Annotated in this window: 12 protein-coding genes; 10 read left to right on the top strand and 2 right to left on the bottom strand. The window is 34.8% G+C overall.

Features of this window, described 5'->3' with window-relative positions; translation table 11 throughout:
- Window positions 1–2 precede the first annotated feature (2 nt).
- Entirely contained in the window at window positions 3–299 is a 297-nt protein-coding gene (locus tag B0A66_RS07750) for a circadian clock KaiB family protein (protein WP_089049282.1), read from the bottom strand.
- Window positions 299–1,975, bottom strand: a complete 1,677-nt coding sequence (kaiC, locus tag B0A66_RS07755; RefSeq protein WP_089049283.1) for a circadian clock protein KaiC — start codon at window positions 1,973–1,975, stop codon at window positions 299–301. Before kaiC ends, B0A66_RS07750 begins: the two co-directional genes overlap by 1 nt.
- Before the next feature lie 550 nt (window positions 1,976–2,525).
- On the opposite strand from kaiC, the gene B0A66_RS07760 reads away from it, so the two are divergent.
- From B0A66_RS07760 to B0A66_RS07805, 10 genes are all read left to right on the top strand, one after another.
- The gene (locus B0A66_RS07760) at window positions 2,526–3,980 is read left to right on the top strand and encodes a glycosyltransferase (protein ID WP_089049284.1); all 1,455 of its coding nucleotides are present in this window, start codon (window positions 2,526–2,528) and stop codon (window positions 3,978–3,980) included.
- A 1,612-nt stretch (window positions 3,981–5,592) separates the two neighbouring features.
- Entirely contained in the window at window positions 5,593–6,567 is a 975-nt protein-coding gene (locus B0A66_RS07765) for a ribonucleotide-diphosphate reductase subunit beta (RefSeq protein WP_089049285.1), read from the top strand.
- Window positions 6,568–6,583: 16 nt separating this feature from the next.
- Window positions 6,584–8,272 carry a ribonucleoside-diphosphate reductase subunit alpha gene (locus B0A66_RS07770; protein WP_089049286.1) on the top strand — a complete coding sequence of 563 codons (1,689 nt, stop codon included), beginning with the start codon at window positions 6,584–6,586 and terminating at the stop codon, window positions 8,270–8,272.
- 140 nt (window positions 8,273–8,412) lie between these two features.
- Window positions 8,413–9,009 carry a TetR/AcrR family transcriptional regulator gene (locus B0A66_RS07775; protein WP_089049287.1) on the top strand — a complete coding sequence of 199 codons (597 nt, stop codon included), beginning with the start codon at window positions 8,413–8,415 and terminating at the stop codon, window positions 9,007–9,009.
- Window positions 9,010–9,014: 5 nt separating this feature from the next.
- Window positions 9,015–9,242, top strand: coding sequence for a hypothetical protein (locus tag B0A66_RS07780; RefSeq protein WP_089049288.1), 228 nt, complete (start codon window positions 9,015–9,017; stop codon window positions 9,240–9,242).
- 18 nt (window positions 9,243–9,260) lie between these two features.
- Window positions 9,261–10,523, top strand: a complete 1,263-nt coding sequence (locus B0A66_RS07785) for an MFS transporter (protein WP_089049289.1) — start codon at window positions 9,261–9,263, stop codon at window positions 10,521–10,523.
- 331 nt (window positions 10,524–10,854) lie between these two features.
- Window positions 10,855–11,871 carry a LacI family DNA-binding transcriptional regulator gene (locus tag B0A66_RS07790; protein ID WP_089049290.1) on the top strand — a complete coding sequence of 339 codons (1,017 nt, stop codon included), beginning with the start codon at window positions 10,855–10,857 and terminating at the stop codon, window positions 11,869–11,871.
- A 190-nt stretch (window positions 11,872–12,061) separates the two neighbouring features.
- On the top strand, window positions 12,062–15,151 hold the full coding sequence (locus tag B0A66_RS07795; RefSeq protein ID WP_244283409.1) for a SusC/RagA family TonB-linked outer membrane protein: 3,090 nt from the start codon (window positions 12,062–12,064) through the stop codon (window positions 15,149–15,151).
- 10 nt (window positions 15,152–15,161) lie between these two features.
- Window positions 15,162–16,676 carry a SusD/RagB family nutrient-binding outer membrane lipoprotein gene (locus B0A66_RS07800; RefSeq protein WP_089049311.1) on the top strand — a complete coding sequence of 505 codons (1,515 nt, stop codon included), beginning with the start codon at window positions 15,162–15,164 and terminating at the stop codon, window positions 16,674–16,676.
- A gap of 277 nt (window positions 16,677–16,953) precedes the next feature.
- Window positions 16,954–19,230, top strand: coding sequence for a GH92 family glycosyl hydrolase (locus B0A66_RS07805; protein ID WP_089049292.1), 2,277 nt, complete (start codon window positions 16,954–16,956; stop codon window positions 19,228–19,230).
- The last annotated feature ends 54 nt before the right edge of the window (window positions 19,231–19,284 follow it).

The following is a 19,284-nucleotide window of genomic DNA, read 5'->3' on the forward strand; positions in this document are numbered from 1 at the left end:
TGTTATGATTTTACGGGTTTAATATTCAGTCCAACAAGCACTCTTTCTTCATTAGAAAGATCGCCAATGATCTTGCGAATAGGCTCCGGAAATTTTCTTACCAATGTGGGTACAGCCAAAATCTGATCACCTTCTGCCAATTGCGGGCTTTTAAGTAAATCGATAATTTCTATACTATATTTTCCAGCCAAATGTTCTTCGGCATATTTTTTTATGTTTTCAAGCGCTTTTATCGACTTGGGCGTTTGTCCTGCTATATAAAGCAGCAATTGCCATTCAGCTACAACTTCTTTTTTCATTATTTATTTTTTTTAGAAGTTAGTTTTTCTTGCAATTCTTCTGTTGCCTTTAGTATGCTTAATTCCTCCTCAGCAGATTCGAACTCATTTTTAAGTGCTTCGATATTGGCTTCCAATACTTTACGCTTGCGTTCGATTTCTCTGTCTTTTCGGTTTATTTCGTTTTGAAGTTTGATGTCAGACATCGTTTTGGTAAACATATGCGATTTTCTCGCTGTACCCGTTAGAATTCCTAGTGGTCCCAGCTCTATATCAAGCAATTCAATTCCTTTAGTTGAGATAATAAATTCTCTAACCTGATTAGAATGTCCCATTCCTCTGGATTTTACAATAAAAATACCACGGTTTCGTTCTCCAATTCCTTCCATATCGCGCACCGTTATCCAGGTGTCTACTAATGAAGATACAGATTCTTCGGCAAGATCAGGTCTGATGGAATCTGTTTGTTTATTTAAAGAAGTAAACATAGCGGTAATGTTTTCTCCTTTAAGCATATCAATCAATCTGACAAGCATCGAACGCACTTCATGAGGACTTCCTACTGTAATTAAATTACTAATTGGATCAATAATAATAGTAGTGGGTTGTATTTCTTTTATTAATTTTCTACAAGTAAGTAAATGCAGTTCTAAGCCATTTAATGAAGGTCGCGAAGAATGAATGTGCAAATTACCATTCTTGACATGCTTCTCCAGATCAAGACCTATAGATTTCATATTGCGAACCAATTGCTGAGGCGATTCTTCAAAAGCAAAATAAACTACTTTTTCATTCTTTTCACATTGTTGATACGCAAAGTAAGAAGCAATGGTCGTTTTTGCAGTTCCCGCAGTTCCGGATACTAATATGTTACCTCCACGATAAAATCCGCCACGCTCAAACATATCGTTTAATCCCGGAATTCCGGTCGGGATAATATCTGATGAAACTTCGTTATCGAGTTTTAATGATGTAATAGGAAGTACAGAAATACCGTCAGCATCTATAAGGAAAGGATATTCATTCGTTCCGTGTGTTGAACCTCTGTATTTTACGATTCGCAACCTTCTGGTCGAAACTTGTTCGATAACACGATGATCCAGTACAATTACACAATCAGAAACATATTCTTCTAATCCTTGTCTGGTAAGTGTAGCGTCGCCGCGTTCTCCGGTTATAATTGCTGTAACACCTTTTGTTTTTAGCCAATGAAATAATCGACGAAGTTCTGCACGAAGTATAGCCTGATTATCCAGACCAGAAAATAAAGACTCAACAGTATCTAATACAACACGTTTGGCTTTTATAGAATCGATGGCATAACCTAAACGGATAAAAAGTCCGTCCAGATCATATTCTCCGGCTTCTTCAATTTCAGATCTTTCAACACGAACATGATCTACAATAAGTTTTTTATCTGCTTTAAGCTGCTCCAGATCGAAGCCAAGTGATTTTACGTTTAAGGTAAGGTCATCGGAAGGTTCTTCAAATGACATGAAAACTCCGGGTTCATTATAATCTGTAATTCCTTTTATAAGAAACTGCATTGATAATAATGTTTTTCCGCAGCCAGCACCGCCGCAGATTAAAGTTGGTCTTCCTTGAGGAAAACCTCCTTCAGTAATTTCGTCAAGCCCATCTACTCCTGTAGGCGTTTTTGGAAATATAAAACTATGTGATTTTGATTGTTCTTTCACGGTACTAAAAATTCTATGTTACTCAAATATACAGCTTCCTCGATGATTAACAATTATTATTTGTTAAAGATTTAACAGCTGTTTAAACAATTTATGAACAGCTTTTTAGCCTGTTGTAAATAGAACAAAATGTTTGAAATGTACCGTTACTGAATAATGTTTTAATGTTTCAAGATTAACATTCATCTTATAAATAGATAAATCACTTTTAATTGGAAGAATAAACAAAAAGGTGGTTTAAAAGATCAAAAATGCAGTTGTATCAATGATAGCTTATAGTGTGTAAACAAAGGGGTAAATTGTGTAAAACTGTGTAATGTGGGTACAAAGTGTGAAAAAATTACACACTCTATTTTTGACTGAAATGCCGTAAATGCTTGATTATCTATTAAAAAGGATAATGGCACGTCACTTGCTAATTGCCATAGTGTAGAATACTTCCACGATTAATTTTGAAACATTTGTCTCTGGAATTAGAGATATATAACGAGAAAAGAGGAAGAATATTTTAAATAAAAGCCAACTAAAGAAAACAAATTAAGACTGCAATATGGAAAGCGAAACAATCATCTCAAAACAATTCTATTCTTCAAGTGATGCGATTAGCAATGGTAAGTCAATAAGTCAATCCATCTTTCGCACAAATAGTAAAACAGCAAATGCAGCTAAGGTAAACAAAAGAGTTGCCAGCCCATTAGGTTTAACAGTACTAATAGGTACTTTTATCTTAATGTTCACAGGTGCTTATTTTGTATATGCATTTAAACCGGATTTTGATCAGTTGCATATAGACCGATTAAATTCAGCATGGGGATATCCGCTGTTAATTTTATCATCAGTATTATTCCTTTTTCAAATGGGAGTATTTTTATATAACCTATATCTGTATTCTAAATACAAACCAATCGAATCAGTTTCTGATGAATTATTGCCAACCTGTACTGTAATTGTTCCTGCTTATAATGAAGGAAAATTGGTTTGGGATACTTTAATGAGTTTAGCAGACAGTGATTTTCCAGAACAAAAAATGCAGCTTCTTGCTATTGATGATGGTAGTAAAGATGATACATGGTACTGGATGCAACAAGCAAAAATAAAATTAGGTGATCGTTTAACAATCTTTCAACAACCTGAAAACAGAGGAAAACGTCATGCACTTTACCGTGGTTTCGAATTAGGTACAGGAGAAATTTTTGTAACTGTAGATAGTGATTCTATTGTAAAACCAGATACTTTAAGAAATTTAGTTAGTCCGTTTGTGGTTAACGAAAAATGTGGAGCCGTTGCAGGTAACGTTCATGTCCTTAACAGTAAAAAAGCACTTTTGCCAAAAATGCTAAATGTAAGTTTCGTTATGAGTTTTGAATTCATGCGTTCTGCAGAAAGTATGTTAGGTTCAGTTCTTTGTACACCTGGAGCAGCAGCAGCTTACCGTAAAACTGCCGTTTTTGGATGTCTTGAAGAATGGATTAACCAAACTTTTATGGGACAGCCTTCAGATATTGGAGAAGACCGTGCCATGACAAATATGATCTTAAAACAAGGATACCACGTATTGTTTCAAAGAAATGCGTATGTATTGACTAATGTTCCTGAAGAGTATACAGGACTATATAAAATGTTTATTAGATGGGGAAGAAGTAACGTTCGTGAGAACTTAATGATGGCGAAATACGTTTTCAAAGACTTTAGAAAAGATTCTAAATTTGGAGCAAGATTGTTATTTGTAAACCAATCATTGAGACTTGTAATGACGTATCCATTTTTAGTAGTAATGTTAGTGCTAATAGCAACACACCCATTATTATTTTTAAGTTCAACACTTTTAGGTATACTTATAGTGTCAAGTTTCCCGGTTTTCTTTTATGCTAAAAGATACAATTTAGCAGAATCGTTCTGGGCATATTCATATAGTGTTTTTTACACCTTCGCTTTGTTCTGGATTGCTCCTTATGCCATTATAACGGCAAACAAAAGAGGATGGTTAACCAGAGGTTTAGCTTAAGCAAAAGTAAAATAAACCAGTCTTTATTTTTTTGAGAAATAGATTTGTTAAAAAACTCCCGATCGATGTATTGGGAGTTTTTTTTGTTCATAATTCGAAGGCTAATCTCTTGCTAAGAAACTCAATGGAAATTAATATTTGCCTCGCATATTGTCCTCCTTACGGTGAAACTAAAATTCCTTATCAAAAAGGATTAGGCTTTATTTATAAAGAGCTGTAGGCTCGACCGATATTGTAGAACCGGATTTTAATCCGGTTTTCGAATTAGAGGATAAAAAAAAGATCTATAGGATCGGCCGATATCCTAATATATATGTTTAGACAAAGCTGGCTAAAATGGATCGTTGCTATGGAATTTTAGCTACTGCGGTCGTTATTTAATCAACGGATTAAAATCCGTTGCTCTAAAATATATCGTTCCTACGGAACTTTTAGTCTCGTTCATTAATGTGTCTAAAATTGTTTTACTTGTAATAATATAGGGTTATTACATCTTTCATGTTTTAAGAAGCATACTCAATTAAGCTTTGTTTGTAAAGAGCCGTAGGCTCGATCGATATTGTAGAACCGGATTTTAATCCGGTTTTCGAATTAGAGGATAAAAAAAAGATCGATAGGATGGCCGATATTCTAATATATATATGTTTAGACAAAGCTGGCTAAAATGGATCGTTCCTATGGAACTTTATTTACTGCGGTCGTTATTTAATCAACGGATTAAAATCCGTTGCTATAAAATATATCGTTCCTACGGAACTTTTAGTCTCGTTCATTAATGTGTCTAAAATTATTTTACTTGCAATAATATAGGGTTATTACATCTTTCATGTTTTAAGAATCATACTTAATTAAGCATTATTTATAAAGAGCCGTAGGCTCGACCAATATTGTAGAACCGGATTTTAATCTGGTTTTCGAATTAGGTGATAAAAAAAGATCCATAGGATCGGCCGATATCATATATATGTTTAGACAAAGCTGGTTAAAATGGATCGTTCCTATGGAACTTTTAGTTTCGTTCTTTAATATTCTTGAATTGGTTTACTTGCATTCATAGAAAATTTTTAACAAAAAGGACGATTAATTCGTTGTAAAATATTCCATTTAAGTATAAAAATTTAATGAAATAAAAATAAAAAGTTTTTTTATAAGTATATGTAAATCAATAGTTTGTTTTTAATTTTTTGATTTACAAAGAGTTGCAAATACTTAAAAAACTAGTGATGTAAATTTTTATAAACCCCGCTTTTTTTAAAATTGTAAATACCTTCATTTAATCAGTAAATAGCTAATTTTTGGATTTAGCTGTTGATAACTTATTTTTTGAGGGAAAACGTAAAATAGCGCTTCATGCTGTTGATAACTTTATTTTTAATCGTTATAAATAACTGATTTTTTGATTGTTATAAAATATTATGTGCCTGTTGAAAAAAATCAGATCGACAAGGTTTTTTCTCGCTTTTGCCTGTTGATAATTGAAGCGTTTTTTAACACCAAAAGTCGGTGCTAAAGTAAACTTGTGGTTTAATTTTGTATTAGTAAAAGAGCTGTTACCGATACTTCTTAATGGCTGTTTTCTTTCTGTTTATTTAATAATTAAATACTACTTTCTATGTCAATTTTCGATAAAAGAATAAATTACAAGCCGTTTGAATATCCTGAGGTATTACAATTCACAGAAGCTATTAATAAAGCCTATTGGGTACATACAGAGGTCGATTTTACTGCTGATACGCAGGATTTTCACTCTCACTTAAATGCTGCTGAAAAAACAGCCATTAAAAACAGTCTTTTAGCCATTGCACAAATTGAAGTTGCTGTAAAAAGCTTTTGGGGTAACATCTACGAGCATTTTCCAAAACCGGAATTTAACGGTTTAGGAAGCACCTTTGCGGAATGTGAATTTAGACATTCTGAGGCTTATTCGCGTCTTCTTGAAGTTTTGGGATACAATGATGAATTCGAAAAGTTAATGGACATTCCGGTAGTTCGCAAGCGTGTAGATTATCTTTCGAAAGTATTGCAGGATACAAAATCACAGGATAATAAAAAATATGTAGTATCGCTTATATTATTCAGCATTCTAATTGAAAACGTATCCTTATTTAGTCAGTTTGCTATTTTGTTGTCTTTTACAAGATTCAAAGGCTACATGAAAAATGTAAGCAATATTATTGCCTGGACTTCTATCGATGAACAAATTCATGCTAATGGTGGAATTTACATCATCAATAAAATACGCGAAGAGTTTCCGGATTATTTTGACGAAGAAACATTGGCTGTCGTTACACAGACCGTTAAAGATTCAATTGGTGTAGAATCTGATATATTAGACTGGATTTTTCAGGACGGAGAAATAGAGAGCATCAAGAAAAAAGACCTTGTTAATTTTATGAAATTCAGAATAGACGAAAGTCTGGTTCAAATAAATATTCCAGCCGTATTTAATGTTTCTCAGGAAGATTACAAAGCAATGGCCTGGTTTGAAGAAGAAGTTTTTGCGAACAGTCTGGATGATTTCTTTGCAAAGCGACCGGTAGAATATACGAAACACGATAAGAGTATAACGGCAAACGACCTTTTTTAATCTGCAATATAATACAATGAATACAATAGAAACAAAAATACTTCCGTTGAGCGAAGATGATAATAAAATGTGGTGGAAAAATTCTGAAAGCGAACAAATCTTAAATAGAGGATACCTTTTAAAAGGAGAAACTATCGAAGGCGCAATCGACAGAATTTGTACAGCGGCAGCCAAAAGACTTTACAAACCAGAACTAAAAGAATCATTTGTAGAAATGATCGAACGCGGATGGATGAGTATAAGTTCTCCGGTTTGGGCGAATATGGGAACAGAGCGCGGATTGCCAATTTCTTGTTTTAATGTTCACGTGCCGGATAAGATCGAAGGTATTACACATAAATTAGGTGAAGTAATCATGCAAACCAAAATTGGAGGAGGAACATCCGGTTATTTTGGAGAAATGCGTGAAAGAGGAAGTGCCGTTACAGATAATGGAAAAAGTAGTGGTGCAGTAAGTTTTATGAAGCTTTTTGATACCGCAATGGATACCATTTCGCAAGGTGGTGTGCGTCGTGGCGCATTTGCAGCTTATTTAGATATCGATCATCCGGATATTGAAGAATTTCTGAAAATAAAAAGTATCGGAAATCCAATCCAGAATTTGTTTAGCGGAATTTGCGTTCCGGATTACTGGATGCAGGAAATGATCGACGGAGATAACGAAAAACGTCAATTGTGGGCAAAAGTATTAGAGAGTCGTCAGCAAAAAGGATTACCATACATCTTTTTTAGTGACAATGTAAATAAGAACAAACCACAAGTTTATAAAGATCAAAATCTTCGCATCAACGCAAGCAACTTGTGCAGCGAAATTATGTTACCGTCAGATATTGATGAATCTTTTATTTGCTGCCTTTCTTCTATGAATCTGGAATTGTATGAAGAGTGGAAAGATACAGAAGCGGTAAAATTGGCAATCTTCTTTTTAGATGCCGTTTTACAGGAATTTATAGAAAAAACAGAAGGCAATTATTATCTTGGAGCAGCCAATCGTTTTGCTAAAAGACACCGTGCATTAGGACTTGGAGTATTAGGATGGCATTCGTATTTGCAAAAAAATATGATTCCGTTTGAAGGAATGGAAGCCAAATTAAAGACCACAGAAATCTTTAAAAACATTAGCGAGAAAGCAGACAAAGCGAGTCAGGATTTAGCCAGAATATATGGTGAACCGGAATTGCTAAAAGGATACGGAAGACGTAATACAACTACGATGGCAATTGCTCCTACAACATCTTCTTCGGCAATTTTAGGACAAACTTCGCCGGGTATTGAGCCTTTTAGTAGTAATTACTATAAAGCCGGATTAAGTAAAGGTAATTTTATGCGTAAAAATAAATACCTTAAAAAATTATTGGAAGAAAAAGGATTAGATAACGAAGAGGTTTGGCGTGAAATCATGCTTAACGGAGGAAGCGTACAGCACATGAGTCAGTTAAGTGCTCATGAAAAGGATGTATTTAAAACCTTTAAAGAAATCAGTCAGTTAGAAATCGTACAGCAAGCCGCGATCAGACAAAAATTTGTAGATCAGGGGCAAAGTTTAAACTTAAACATTCCGGCAGAATTAGCAATCAAAGAAGTAAATCGACTTATAATTGAAGCGTGGCAGTTAGGAATCAAGAGTTTGTACTACCAGCGTAGCCAAAGTGTCTCTAAAGAACTTGTTACAAGTCTTGTGAGCTGCAGCAGTTGCGAATCATAAAAATCAAAAGCCAAATCTTATTCAGATTTGGCTTTTTTTATGCAAAATAGTTTCTTTATTTAAAATTTTTCAAAAATAATTAATAAATAAAAGAGCGTTCATTCATTTATTATTTTATCTTTGCTGAAAAATAATATAGAATGCGTGTAAGAGATGTTGATAAAGAAAATCTAGTTATAGAAAATGCTATTGATCAAATCGTTAGAGATGGTTTTCAGGGTTTTAGCATGAATAAGCTTGCTAAGGCTTGTTCTGTTTCTGTAGCGACTTTATACATTTATTACAAAGACAAAGACGATTTAATACAAAAAATAGGCGCAAAGATTGCACTAAAGTTTTTTGCGGGTACTGTAAAAGGCTTTTCGCCAGAAATGTCATTTGCAGAAGGATTATGGACACAGTGGGAAAACCGGGCTCATTTTACCATGTTATATCCAAAAGAAGTTGCCTTTTTTGAAATCGTAAAGCATTCTCCACATGCTGAAGTAATATTAGATTCTATCGAAGAGTTTTCGGCTTTTAGAGCTATTATGAAAAGGTTTATCGATAATGCAATAGAAAACAAAGATGTGGCGCCAATGGCTTTTGAAGCTTTTTGGAGTGTTGCTTATGGTCCTTTGTATACGTTATTGAACTTTCATACGGAGGGTAAGAGTATGGGAGGAAAACCATTTAAACTTACCACAGAAATTATGAGGGATGCTTTTCAGGCAACCATAAAAGGATTAAAACCTTAGAAATCATGGAAAGAGATTTACATTACATACATGTTTTTAAAACAAATATCAGACAGCTAGATCCTGTTTGCGAGATGAAAAATGCATTAGACAATCACAAAGATATTCTGGAATGGAGTATTGATTGTGAAGATGTTGATTGTGTTCTTCGTGTTGTTTCTGAAACATTGCTTCCGGAAACTATTATCAATTTAATTCAACAGTTTGGTTACCAGTGTCAGGAACTGAACTAACAAAAAATACATTTATATATGGAAAAAAATACAATACAGATTCCTGCTTTTACATTGAATCAAAAAATATTAATTGCCATACTTGCGCTGTTGCAGTTTACGGTAATTTTAGACTTTATGGTCATCTCTCCATTAGGCGATATACTGATGAAAACACTGGACATGACCACAGCAAATTTTGGTTTTGCCGTTTCTGCCTATGCTTTTAGTGCCGGAGCTTCAGGGTTATTAGCAGCTGGTTTTGCTGACAAATTTGACAGAAAAAAACTGCTGATCTTTTTTTATACCGGATTTATAATAGGAACCTTCTTTTGTGCGCTTTCAAACAGTTACGAAACGTTGCTTATGGCAAGAATTGTAACAGGTCTTTTTGGAGGTGTAATTGGTTCTGTTTCATTGGCTATCGTAACGGATTTGTTTATGATTCAACAACGCGGACGTGTTATGGGATTCATACAAATGGCCTATGCTAGCAGCCAGATTTTAGGAATTCCGGTTGGTTTGTATTTTGCAAATCATTGGGGCTGGCATTCTTCTTTTATTATGATTGCCGTTTTGGGAATATTTATTCTTATTGCCATTATTACACAAATGCAGCCCGTAAACAAACACTTAGAATTACAATCAGATAAAAATGCTTTTCTGCATTTATGGGATACACTGAGCAACAAGAATTATCAGATAGGTTTTATGGCAATTGCTTTTCTTTCAGTAGGAGGTTTTATGCTACAGCCTTTCGGAACGGCTTTCCTGGTAAATAATATTCATATAAGCCATCTGGAGCTGCCAATGGTATTTTTCTTTACCGGACTTTCAGTACTATTTATCATGCCGATAATAGGAAAACTGAGTGATAAAGTGAGCAAGTTTAAATTGTTTACAGCAGGATCATTGCTTTCTATAATCATGGTAATCGTTTATACCAATTTGGGTCCAATTCCGCTTTGGCAAGTTGTAGTGCTCACTATGATTATGTTTATGGGAATCATGAGCCGTATGGTTCCGGCAACAACACTTAATACTGCAATTCCCGATATGAAGGATCGCGGGGCATATATGGCGATAACAGCATCTCTTCAACAAATTGCGGGCGGAATAGCGGCGGTAGCAGCAGGATTTATTGTACATCAGGAAACAAAGACTTCACCATTAGAGAACTATGATATTTTAGGTTATGTAATTGCTGTTGTTACCTTTTTTAGCGTCTTTCTAATATGGAGAGTAGATAAATTAGCGAAATCAAAAGACAAAACAATTGTTGTTCCTACTACCATAGAATAAATAATTACAATCTAGATTAATAAAGTCCTGAGAACGAAATGTTTTCAGGACTTTTTTTGTGCCATTTTCTAAAAGTTAAAAATTATGTAATGTGACGAAGTTAAAAAGTTAAAATTTTACTTAGAATTTATAATATTCTTACAGTAAATCTGTTATTATAAAAGGTTGATTGGATTATTTTTGTTTAAAATAAGATATTGTTTAATGATAATTAATTTTTTAGTTTAAAAAATGATAATTATTCAAAAATAAAATTGAAAAATCGTTTTAGTAAATATTTTGTATACATTTGTTAGAGCACTTACATATTTACTAAAACTTTCCCAACTGAATGAAAAGGATTACCATAAAAGACATCGCTACAGAGGCACAGGTATCTATTTCGACAGTATCTTTTGTAGTTAATGGAAAAGGTGAGAAAATGGGAATTAGTGCATCAGTAATTAAAAAAGTACAGCAGGCAGCAAAAAAGCTTAATTACAGACCAAGTATGATTGCTACAAGCCTTAGAACAGGCAAAACTCGATCTATTGGTTTAATTGTCGAAGACATTTCGAATCAGTTTTTTGCAGAGCTTGCCAGAGTAATCGAAGATGAAGCAAAGAGTATCGATTACAGAGTTTTTTATTGCAGTACCGGAGGAGATGATAAATGTTCTGAAGAGTTAATTCATAGTTTGCTGCAAGCCAATGTTGACGGTTTTATTATTACACCAACAAAGAATCTAGAACAAAGTATTGATCATCTTCTAAAATTAAAAAAACCGGTAGTATTAATCGACAGGTTTTTTCCGGGACAGGAAGTAAGTCATGTGGTGATGGATAATTATGAAGCATCAAACTCGGCAACTAAATTTTTGATCGATAAGGGATGTAAGAATATTGCAGTTGTCAACAATACATCTGACATGATGCAAATGAAATTAAGACAAGACGGATGTACAGATGCATTGAAAGAAGCAAAGATTTATAAGGAATCGTTGGTTTATAAAATGGATTACAATATAGATGAGGACATAAGAACTGACGCTGCAATTCGTTTTTTTGAAAAAAATGTACCAATCGATGGCGTTTTGTTCTTAGCAAACTATATGGGATTGACCGGGCTTCAGGCTTTTAAAAGAATGGGTGTAAAAATACCGGAAGATATTTCGGTCATTGTTTTTGACGATCATGAAAGTTTTAAACTGCATACGCCAATGATAACCGTAGTAGCGCAGCCCATAAAAGAAATTGCAGTCAAGTCGATTCATTTACTGGCAAGTCAGATGAAAAATGCGGAAAGCTTTGAAATCGAAAAGAGTTTAAAAAAAGGCAAATTAATTATAAGAGAATCAGTAAAAAAATAAAAGGAAAAGCTAAAAAGTAAGGAAACAAATTGATTTGTTTTTTTTTACCCTTTTTTCCTAAATCGTTTTAGTAAATAGATTACAGAGTGCAAAAAAAAAGTTCTGTCGTACAGCATTCTGAAATTTTTAATTATAAAACCAAGTATGCAGAACAAACAAAAACAAAAATAAATAACCAAAAAAAATGCTTATGAAACGATTATTAGCAGTGTTAGGAATGGTGTTGCTTAGCAGTTTAGGAGCTGTTGCGCAGAATCGATTAATAACAGGCATAGTAACAGATGCGGAGAACAAGGGAGTTGTTGCCGCATCAGTAGAAGTTCAGGGAAAACCATTTAACGCCATGACAGATGTTGAAGGTCGGTTTAAGATGAATGTTCCGGAAGGTAAGGTTACATTAAAAATCTCTTCTATGGGCTTTGTCTCAAAATCAGTAGTACTTCAGGAAACAGAAACAAAAGTAACGGTGCAGTTAGCAGAAGATGCACAAGAACTAAAAGATGTGGTAGTAACATCTTTTGGTGTAAAAAAACAAAAGAAAAGTTTAGGTTATGCGGTAGCAGAGCTTAAAGGAGAAGAACTAACAAAAAATAAAGAAGTTAACTTAGGAAATTCGCTTCAGGGTAAAATTGCCGGAGTTAACGTTTCTGCACCAACCTCAGGACCATCAGGTTCAAGCCGTGTGGTTATTCGAGGAGCTACATCAGCTTCTGGATTAAACCAGCCTTTGTATGTAGTCGATGGAATTCCGATCGATAACAGTCAGCAGGGAAATGCAGGAATGTATGGTGGTGCTGATAAAGGGGATGGAATGTCTTCTTTCAATCCGGAAGATATTGCTACAATCTCGGTTCTTAAAGGTAGTGCCGCTTCTGCGCTTTACGGATACAGAGGATCAAACGGTGTTATTTTAATTACTACTAAAAAAGGAAGAAACAACACAGGATTAGGTGTAGATTTTAGTACCAATTCTACGTTCAATACTCCTATGAATCTTTTAAAATGGCAAGATCAATACGGAGCCGGAGCACCGGTAGAAGGTGTTGCAACACGATTTGGTAATTTACAGGAATTTAGAGATAGTTACTACTTTGCGTGGGGAGATAAATATGACGGAACACCTTCTTTGGCGCTCGACGGATCGACACAACCTTACAAGGCATACGGAAAAGATAATGTTAAAAACTTTTACAGAACAGGTTTTTCATTCAGTAATACATTAGCTATTTCAGGAGGAAATGAAAGTACTAACTTCAGATTGTCTTTTGGAAATACTAAAGACGAATCGATCATGCCGGGAACTAATTTTGGAAGAAATAACGTTTCGTTAAGTTTAAATTCAGCAGTAAACGAAAAAATAAGCATCGAAGCCAATGCGCAATACGCTTCAGAGAAAAGTCATAACCGACCTTATTTGAATGATTCGCCAAAGAATGCTTCTTTCCCTGTTACTTTTTTAACACCGGGAACAGATATCAGATCACTTCGTAATGCTTATGATGAAAATGGTGGAGAAGCAGATTATTTCGGGACCAATTTATACCATACCAATCCTTATTTTGCAACGCAGGAAGGTCTTAATGATGATCTTAGAAAACGTTTTATAGGATCAGCAAAAGTAAATTATAACATTACAGATAAAATTTATGCTAAAGCTGTTCTGGGTATCGATGATATCAATTACGAAATAACAGAAATAGAGCCAACAGGTATTAACTATTCAATAGGTGGAGCTTATGATAATAGAGTTGAAACCCGTTCAGAGGTAAATGCTTCAGGATATTTAGGATACAAAGGTGATTTGGCAACCAATCTTTCGCTAGATGCTTTTGTTGGAGCCAACCGCCAGCACAACCGATACAGCGGTATCAAAATGAGAGGAGTTAATTACATCGTACCTTTTAAATATTTCTACGGAAATACAACGCCTGAAAAAACAGAAAAAATATTCTCAGAAAGTGAAGTAAACTCTCTTTTTTATTCAGCAGATTTAGGATACAAAGATTTCTTATATCTTAGTTTAACAGGTCGTGAGGATTGGTTTTCTACATTAGATCCTTCTAACAACAGTACGTTTTATCCATCTGTAAGTACGAGTTTTATTTATTCAGAAGTATTAAAACTACCGGAATGGATGACATACGGTAAATTAAGAGCTGGTTGGGGTAACGTTGGAGGTGCTTTACCGGAAGCCTATGCTTTACAGCTTACTTACCTTGCTCCGGACGGGCAGACAAATTCTCTGGGACAGCCAATTTTAGGAATCAATGGAGAAACAGTTCCTAACAAATTTTTAAAACCATATAACGTAAGTACAATCGAGTTTGGTTTCGAAAATACATTTTTCAATAACAGATTAAGTACCGATTTAACATTCTATAGCAAGAGAACAACAAATGATATTACTGATGCTGATATTTCTCAAACTTCAGGATACAGAACGACTAAAATAAACGTGGGAGAAATTCTGAATCAGGGAGTTGAATTTGCTATCAATTTAAAAGCAGTAAAAACGCCAAATTTCTCCTGGAGCGTTGGTTATAATATTGCTTATAATGATAGTGAAGTTATTAGTCTTTCAGATAAAATTACAACCAAATCATTAGAAGGAAACAGAGACGCAAGAGCATCTGTAGTTTTAGAAAAAGGACAGCCTTTTGGAGTAATTAAGGCTTATGATTATTTAAGAGATGCTAACGGTACAGTTGTTTTGGATTCGCAAGGAAGATTTATGAGAGGGGATTTAATTATTGCAGGTCAGGGTGTTGCTCCAACTTCAATGGGATTAACAAATGACTTCTCGTATAAAAACTTCACACTATCTGTTTTTGTAGATGCTAAATTTGGAGGCGATATTTATTCTGCTACCAACCAATTAGGAACACGTTACGGATTATCAGATACTACACTTGAGGGTCGTGAAACCGGAGTGGCCGTAAGTGGAGTAGATGTAGACGGAAATCCGGTAAACACAACTGTTTCTGCTTATGATTACTGGAGAAGTTATAGCGATGTAACCTCAAATTTTGTTTACAATGCCGATTTTGTAAAGTTAAGAGCGGTTTCTTTTGGGTATAATTTTCCGAAAGAATACATTGAGAAAACCCCATTTCAATCCATCAGTTTAGCTTTCTCTGCTCATAATTTATGGACAATTTACAGCAATACGCCAAACATCGATCCAGAGTCAAACTATTCAAACAGTAATGCTCAAGGACTTGAAAGAGCAACTATGCCTTTGACAAGAAACTACGGTTTAACGCTTAATGTCAAATTCTAATAAAAAAAAGATGAAAAATAAATTTATAAAAATATTTTGTATCGCAATTGTTAGTGCCATGACAGTAGCATCATGCGACAAAGGATTCGAAGAAATGAATACGAATCCAAATGCATTGACAGATCCTGCAATCAATTCGATGTTTACGCTGGCTGAAATTTATGTAGACGGACAAGATTTTTCGAATACCAGAGGAAACAATATCTACGCTGCACAAATCGTACAGCACTTTTCGGCATTAACGGGTGCCGGATCAAAATACGCTTATTCTTCAGAATATTCAGGAGCTTTATTCGGAGAATCGTATGGTAAAGGATTGAATCAGATTTTTCAATTAATGTCAGTTCTTCCGGACACACCGGAGAGTTCTAACATGCGCCAGGCATGCCGAATTATGAAAGTTTTTCTGTTTCAGAAATTGACAGATACTTACGGAGATATTCCATACTTTGAAGCAGGACAAGGATATAACGGAAATGTATTTGCACCTAAATACGATACTCAGGAAGCGATTTACAATGACCTTTTAAAAGAGTTAGATGAAGCCGGAGATGCTCTGGATGCTGGAAAACCTTTTGCAGGAAATGCCGATTTGTATTACCAAAGCGATGTTGCAAGATGGAAAAAACTAGCCAATTCTTTAATGCTTAGAGTAGCCATGCGTTTGTCTAAAGTAAATGAACCAAAAGCAAAAGAATATGTAGAAAAAGCATTTGCAAAAGGTGTATTTACATCAAATGATGATAGTTTGGTTTTAGAGCATGAAGCAGGACCTCCGGGAGTAAAAACCAATCCAATTACTTCTGCCTGGGTTAGAAATGATTTAAATGGAGGAGATTCAAACATTAAATTCAGTAAAACCTATATTGATTTACTACAAAGCACAAACGATCCACGTTTGAGAATTTATGCTAAAATAGAATCTACAGGCGATAATTCACCGGCAAGCCAGCAAGGTCTTGCTAACGATGCAAAAGAATTTCCTGGTGGAGACAAGAAACTTTTTTCAGATCCAAACACATCTACCGTATTGCGTTACGATGCGCCTACTTTGATTCTTTCGTATGCTGAGGTACAATTTATATTGGCAGAAGCAGCAGTTAAAAACTGGAATGTGGGCGGAACAGCACAGCAATATTATGATAATGGAGTAAAAGCAGCAATGGACATTCTGACGATTTTTGGAGATAAGGTACCAGCTGTTTCAGCTACAGAATACAATACCTATATCACAACCTATCCTTTTAAATCAGCCGGAACAGAAAGTGAAAAAATAGAGCAGATCATTACGCAAAAATGGATTTTGTTATTGTTTAATGGTTTCGAAGCATTTTCAGAATACAGAAGAACCGGATTTCCTGTTTTAGTGCCTGTTAATGATCCTTTAGGACAAACAAACGGAACTATTCCGAGAAGATTAATTTACGATCAGTCAGAACTTTTAACTAATCCGGATAATTATAAAGAAGCAATTCAGCGTCAGGGATTAGATTTAATGACTACCAGAATATGGTGGGATAAATAAAAAGTAATATTTAAGTTGGTTAAAATAAGTCAGGCGGCTATTGGTTTGCTGTTTGGCTTATTTTTTTTAAGGGACTAAGGTTCTAAGTTGCTGAGATTCTAAGGTTTTTTGTAGAAATGCACATCATGTAGAGATGCACTGCTGTGCATCTTAATACTGTAGATGCATCTTAAATATACAATGATTTGATAGAGACACAACAATTTTATGTTCTCGTTTAAATCGATTAAATTCGTGTGATCCCTTTTTTGATCATACAAGTCAAAAAAAAAAGAATATGTTTATAAAATTGAATAAAATAGTCATTAGCGGAGTGTTTGCCTTAAGTCTGTGTTTTAATCATTCGGTTATCTCACAACAAAAAAAAGTCAAACAAGCAAACGTAGATTACACCAAATATGTAGATCCGTTAATTGGTTCTGCAGGTCACGGACATGTATTTGTGGGTGCCAATGTTCCTTTTGGAGCAGTTCAGTTAGGACCTGTAAATATTTTTGAAGGATGGGATTGGTGCAGTGGTTACAATTATGCGAGTAATACCATCTTAGGTTTTACACACACGCACCTAAGCGGAACTGGAATTGGAGATTTGAATGATATATTACTATTACCCGTTACCGGAAAAGTACCTCTTTTTAAGGGAACAAAAGAAGATATGGTAAACGGTTACGGTTCTTACTTCTCTCATAAAAATGAAATAAGCAAAGCCGGTTACTACAGTGTTGTACTGGATAAATACAAAATCAAAGCAGAATTAACAGCCAGCGAAAGAGTTGGTTTTCATAAATACACCTTTAATTCCGCCGCAGATGCACATGTTTTGTTAGACTTAGCAGATGGCATTGGATGGGATAAACCAGTAAAAACATACATTAAAAAAATAAACGAAACCACAATTTCAGGATATCGTTTCTCTACGGGATGGGCTACAGATCAGCGTATTTATTTTACAATGGAATTTTCAGAGCCAATTTCAAACATATCACTTTATGATGATAAAACAGCTGTAAAAGGAACAGAAGGAGAAGGGCTTCAAATGAAAGCCGTTCTTGATTTTGGAGCATTAAAGAATAAACAGGTTTTAGTTAAAGTTGGTATATCTCCCGTTAGTTCAGAAAATGCTGCTGCAAATATAAAAGCTGAAATTCCAAATTGGGATTTTGATGCTGTTGCAAAAGAAGCGACTTCAAAATGGAACGCCGAATTGAATAAAATTCAGATCGAAGCCGATGCAAAAACAATGAAAGTTTTTTACACAGCATTGTATCACACCATGTTTGCACCATCTATTTTTAATGATGCAAACAAAGACTACAGAGGAACAGATAAAAAAGTCTACGAAAAAGCAGACTTTACCAATTATACAACTTTCTCACTTTGGGATACCTATCGCGCCTTGCATCCTTTGTACACCATTACACAACCGGAAAAAATTAATGATATTGTAAAATCCTTTTTAGCCATTTACCAGCAACAAGGCAGATTACCTGTTTGGCATTTAATGGGGAACGAAACCAATACGATGAATGGGAATCACTCCATTGCTGTTATTGTAGATGCCTATTTAAAAGGATATCGCGATTACGACACAGCCTTAGCATACGAAGCCATCAAAAAGACAGCCATGCAAACGCGAGACGGAATGGATTATGTGCAGGAACTCAAATATATTCCTGCAGATAAAGTTGTAGAATCTGTAGGGAACGCTTTAGAATATGCTATCGATGATTATTGTATCGCCTTGATGGCAAAAGCTTTAAATAAAACAGAAGACTACGATTATTTCTCAAAAAGAGCTAATTTGTACAAACAATACTTTGATAAAGAAACCACCTTTATGCGTGGAAAATTGACCGACGGAAATTGGAGAACACCTTTCAATCCGCTTTCCTCTGTGCATAGAAAAGACGATTATGTAGAAGGAAATGCATGGCAATACACGTGGCTGGTTCCTCAGGATCCTTATGGTTTAATTGAATTGTTTGGAAGTGAAGAAAAGTTTCTTGCCAAATTAGATGCTCTTTTCTTATTGACAGATAAAGTAGAAGGCGAAGATGTTTCTCCGGATATTAGCGGTTTAATTGGGCAATATGCACAAGGAAACGAACCGAATCATCATATTCCGTACTTGTATGCGTATGCAGGACAACCTTGGAAAACAGCCGAGTTAATTCGGGATATCGATACTAAGTTTTATTCTGAAAAACCGGACGGATTGTGTGGAAATGAAGATTTAGGGCAAATGTCAGCTTGGTACAACTTTTCGGCGATGGGATTTTATTCTGTTAATCCTGCAAACGGAGTATATGTGTTAGGAAGTCCTCTTGTAAATTCAGCAGTAATCCATCATAAAGAAGGTATTTCATTTACGTTGAAAGCAATAAACAACAGTAAAACAAACCTGTATATTCAAAAAGCAGAATATAACGGAAAGCCGTATACCAAATCATACATTACACATGATATGATTGTAAAAGGCGGAGAATTGAAATTGTACATGGGAAGCAAGCCATCTAAAACATTTGGAGTTAAAAAAGAAGACAGGCCTTTTTGATTTTAGATTTTAGAATGTAGATTTTAGATTTTAGATTTTGAATTTACGTAGTAG

The sequence above is a fragment of the Flavobacterium hercynium genome (assembly GCF_002217285.1).
GTDB classification, from domain to species: Bacteria; Bacteroidota; Bacteroidia; order Flavobacteriales; family Flavobacteriaceae; genus Flavobacterium; species Flavobacterium hercynium.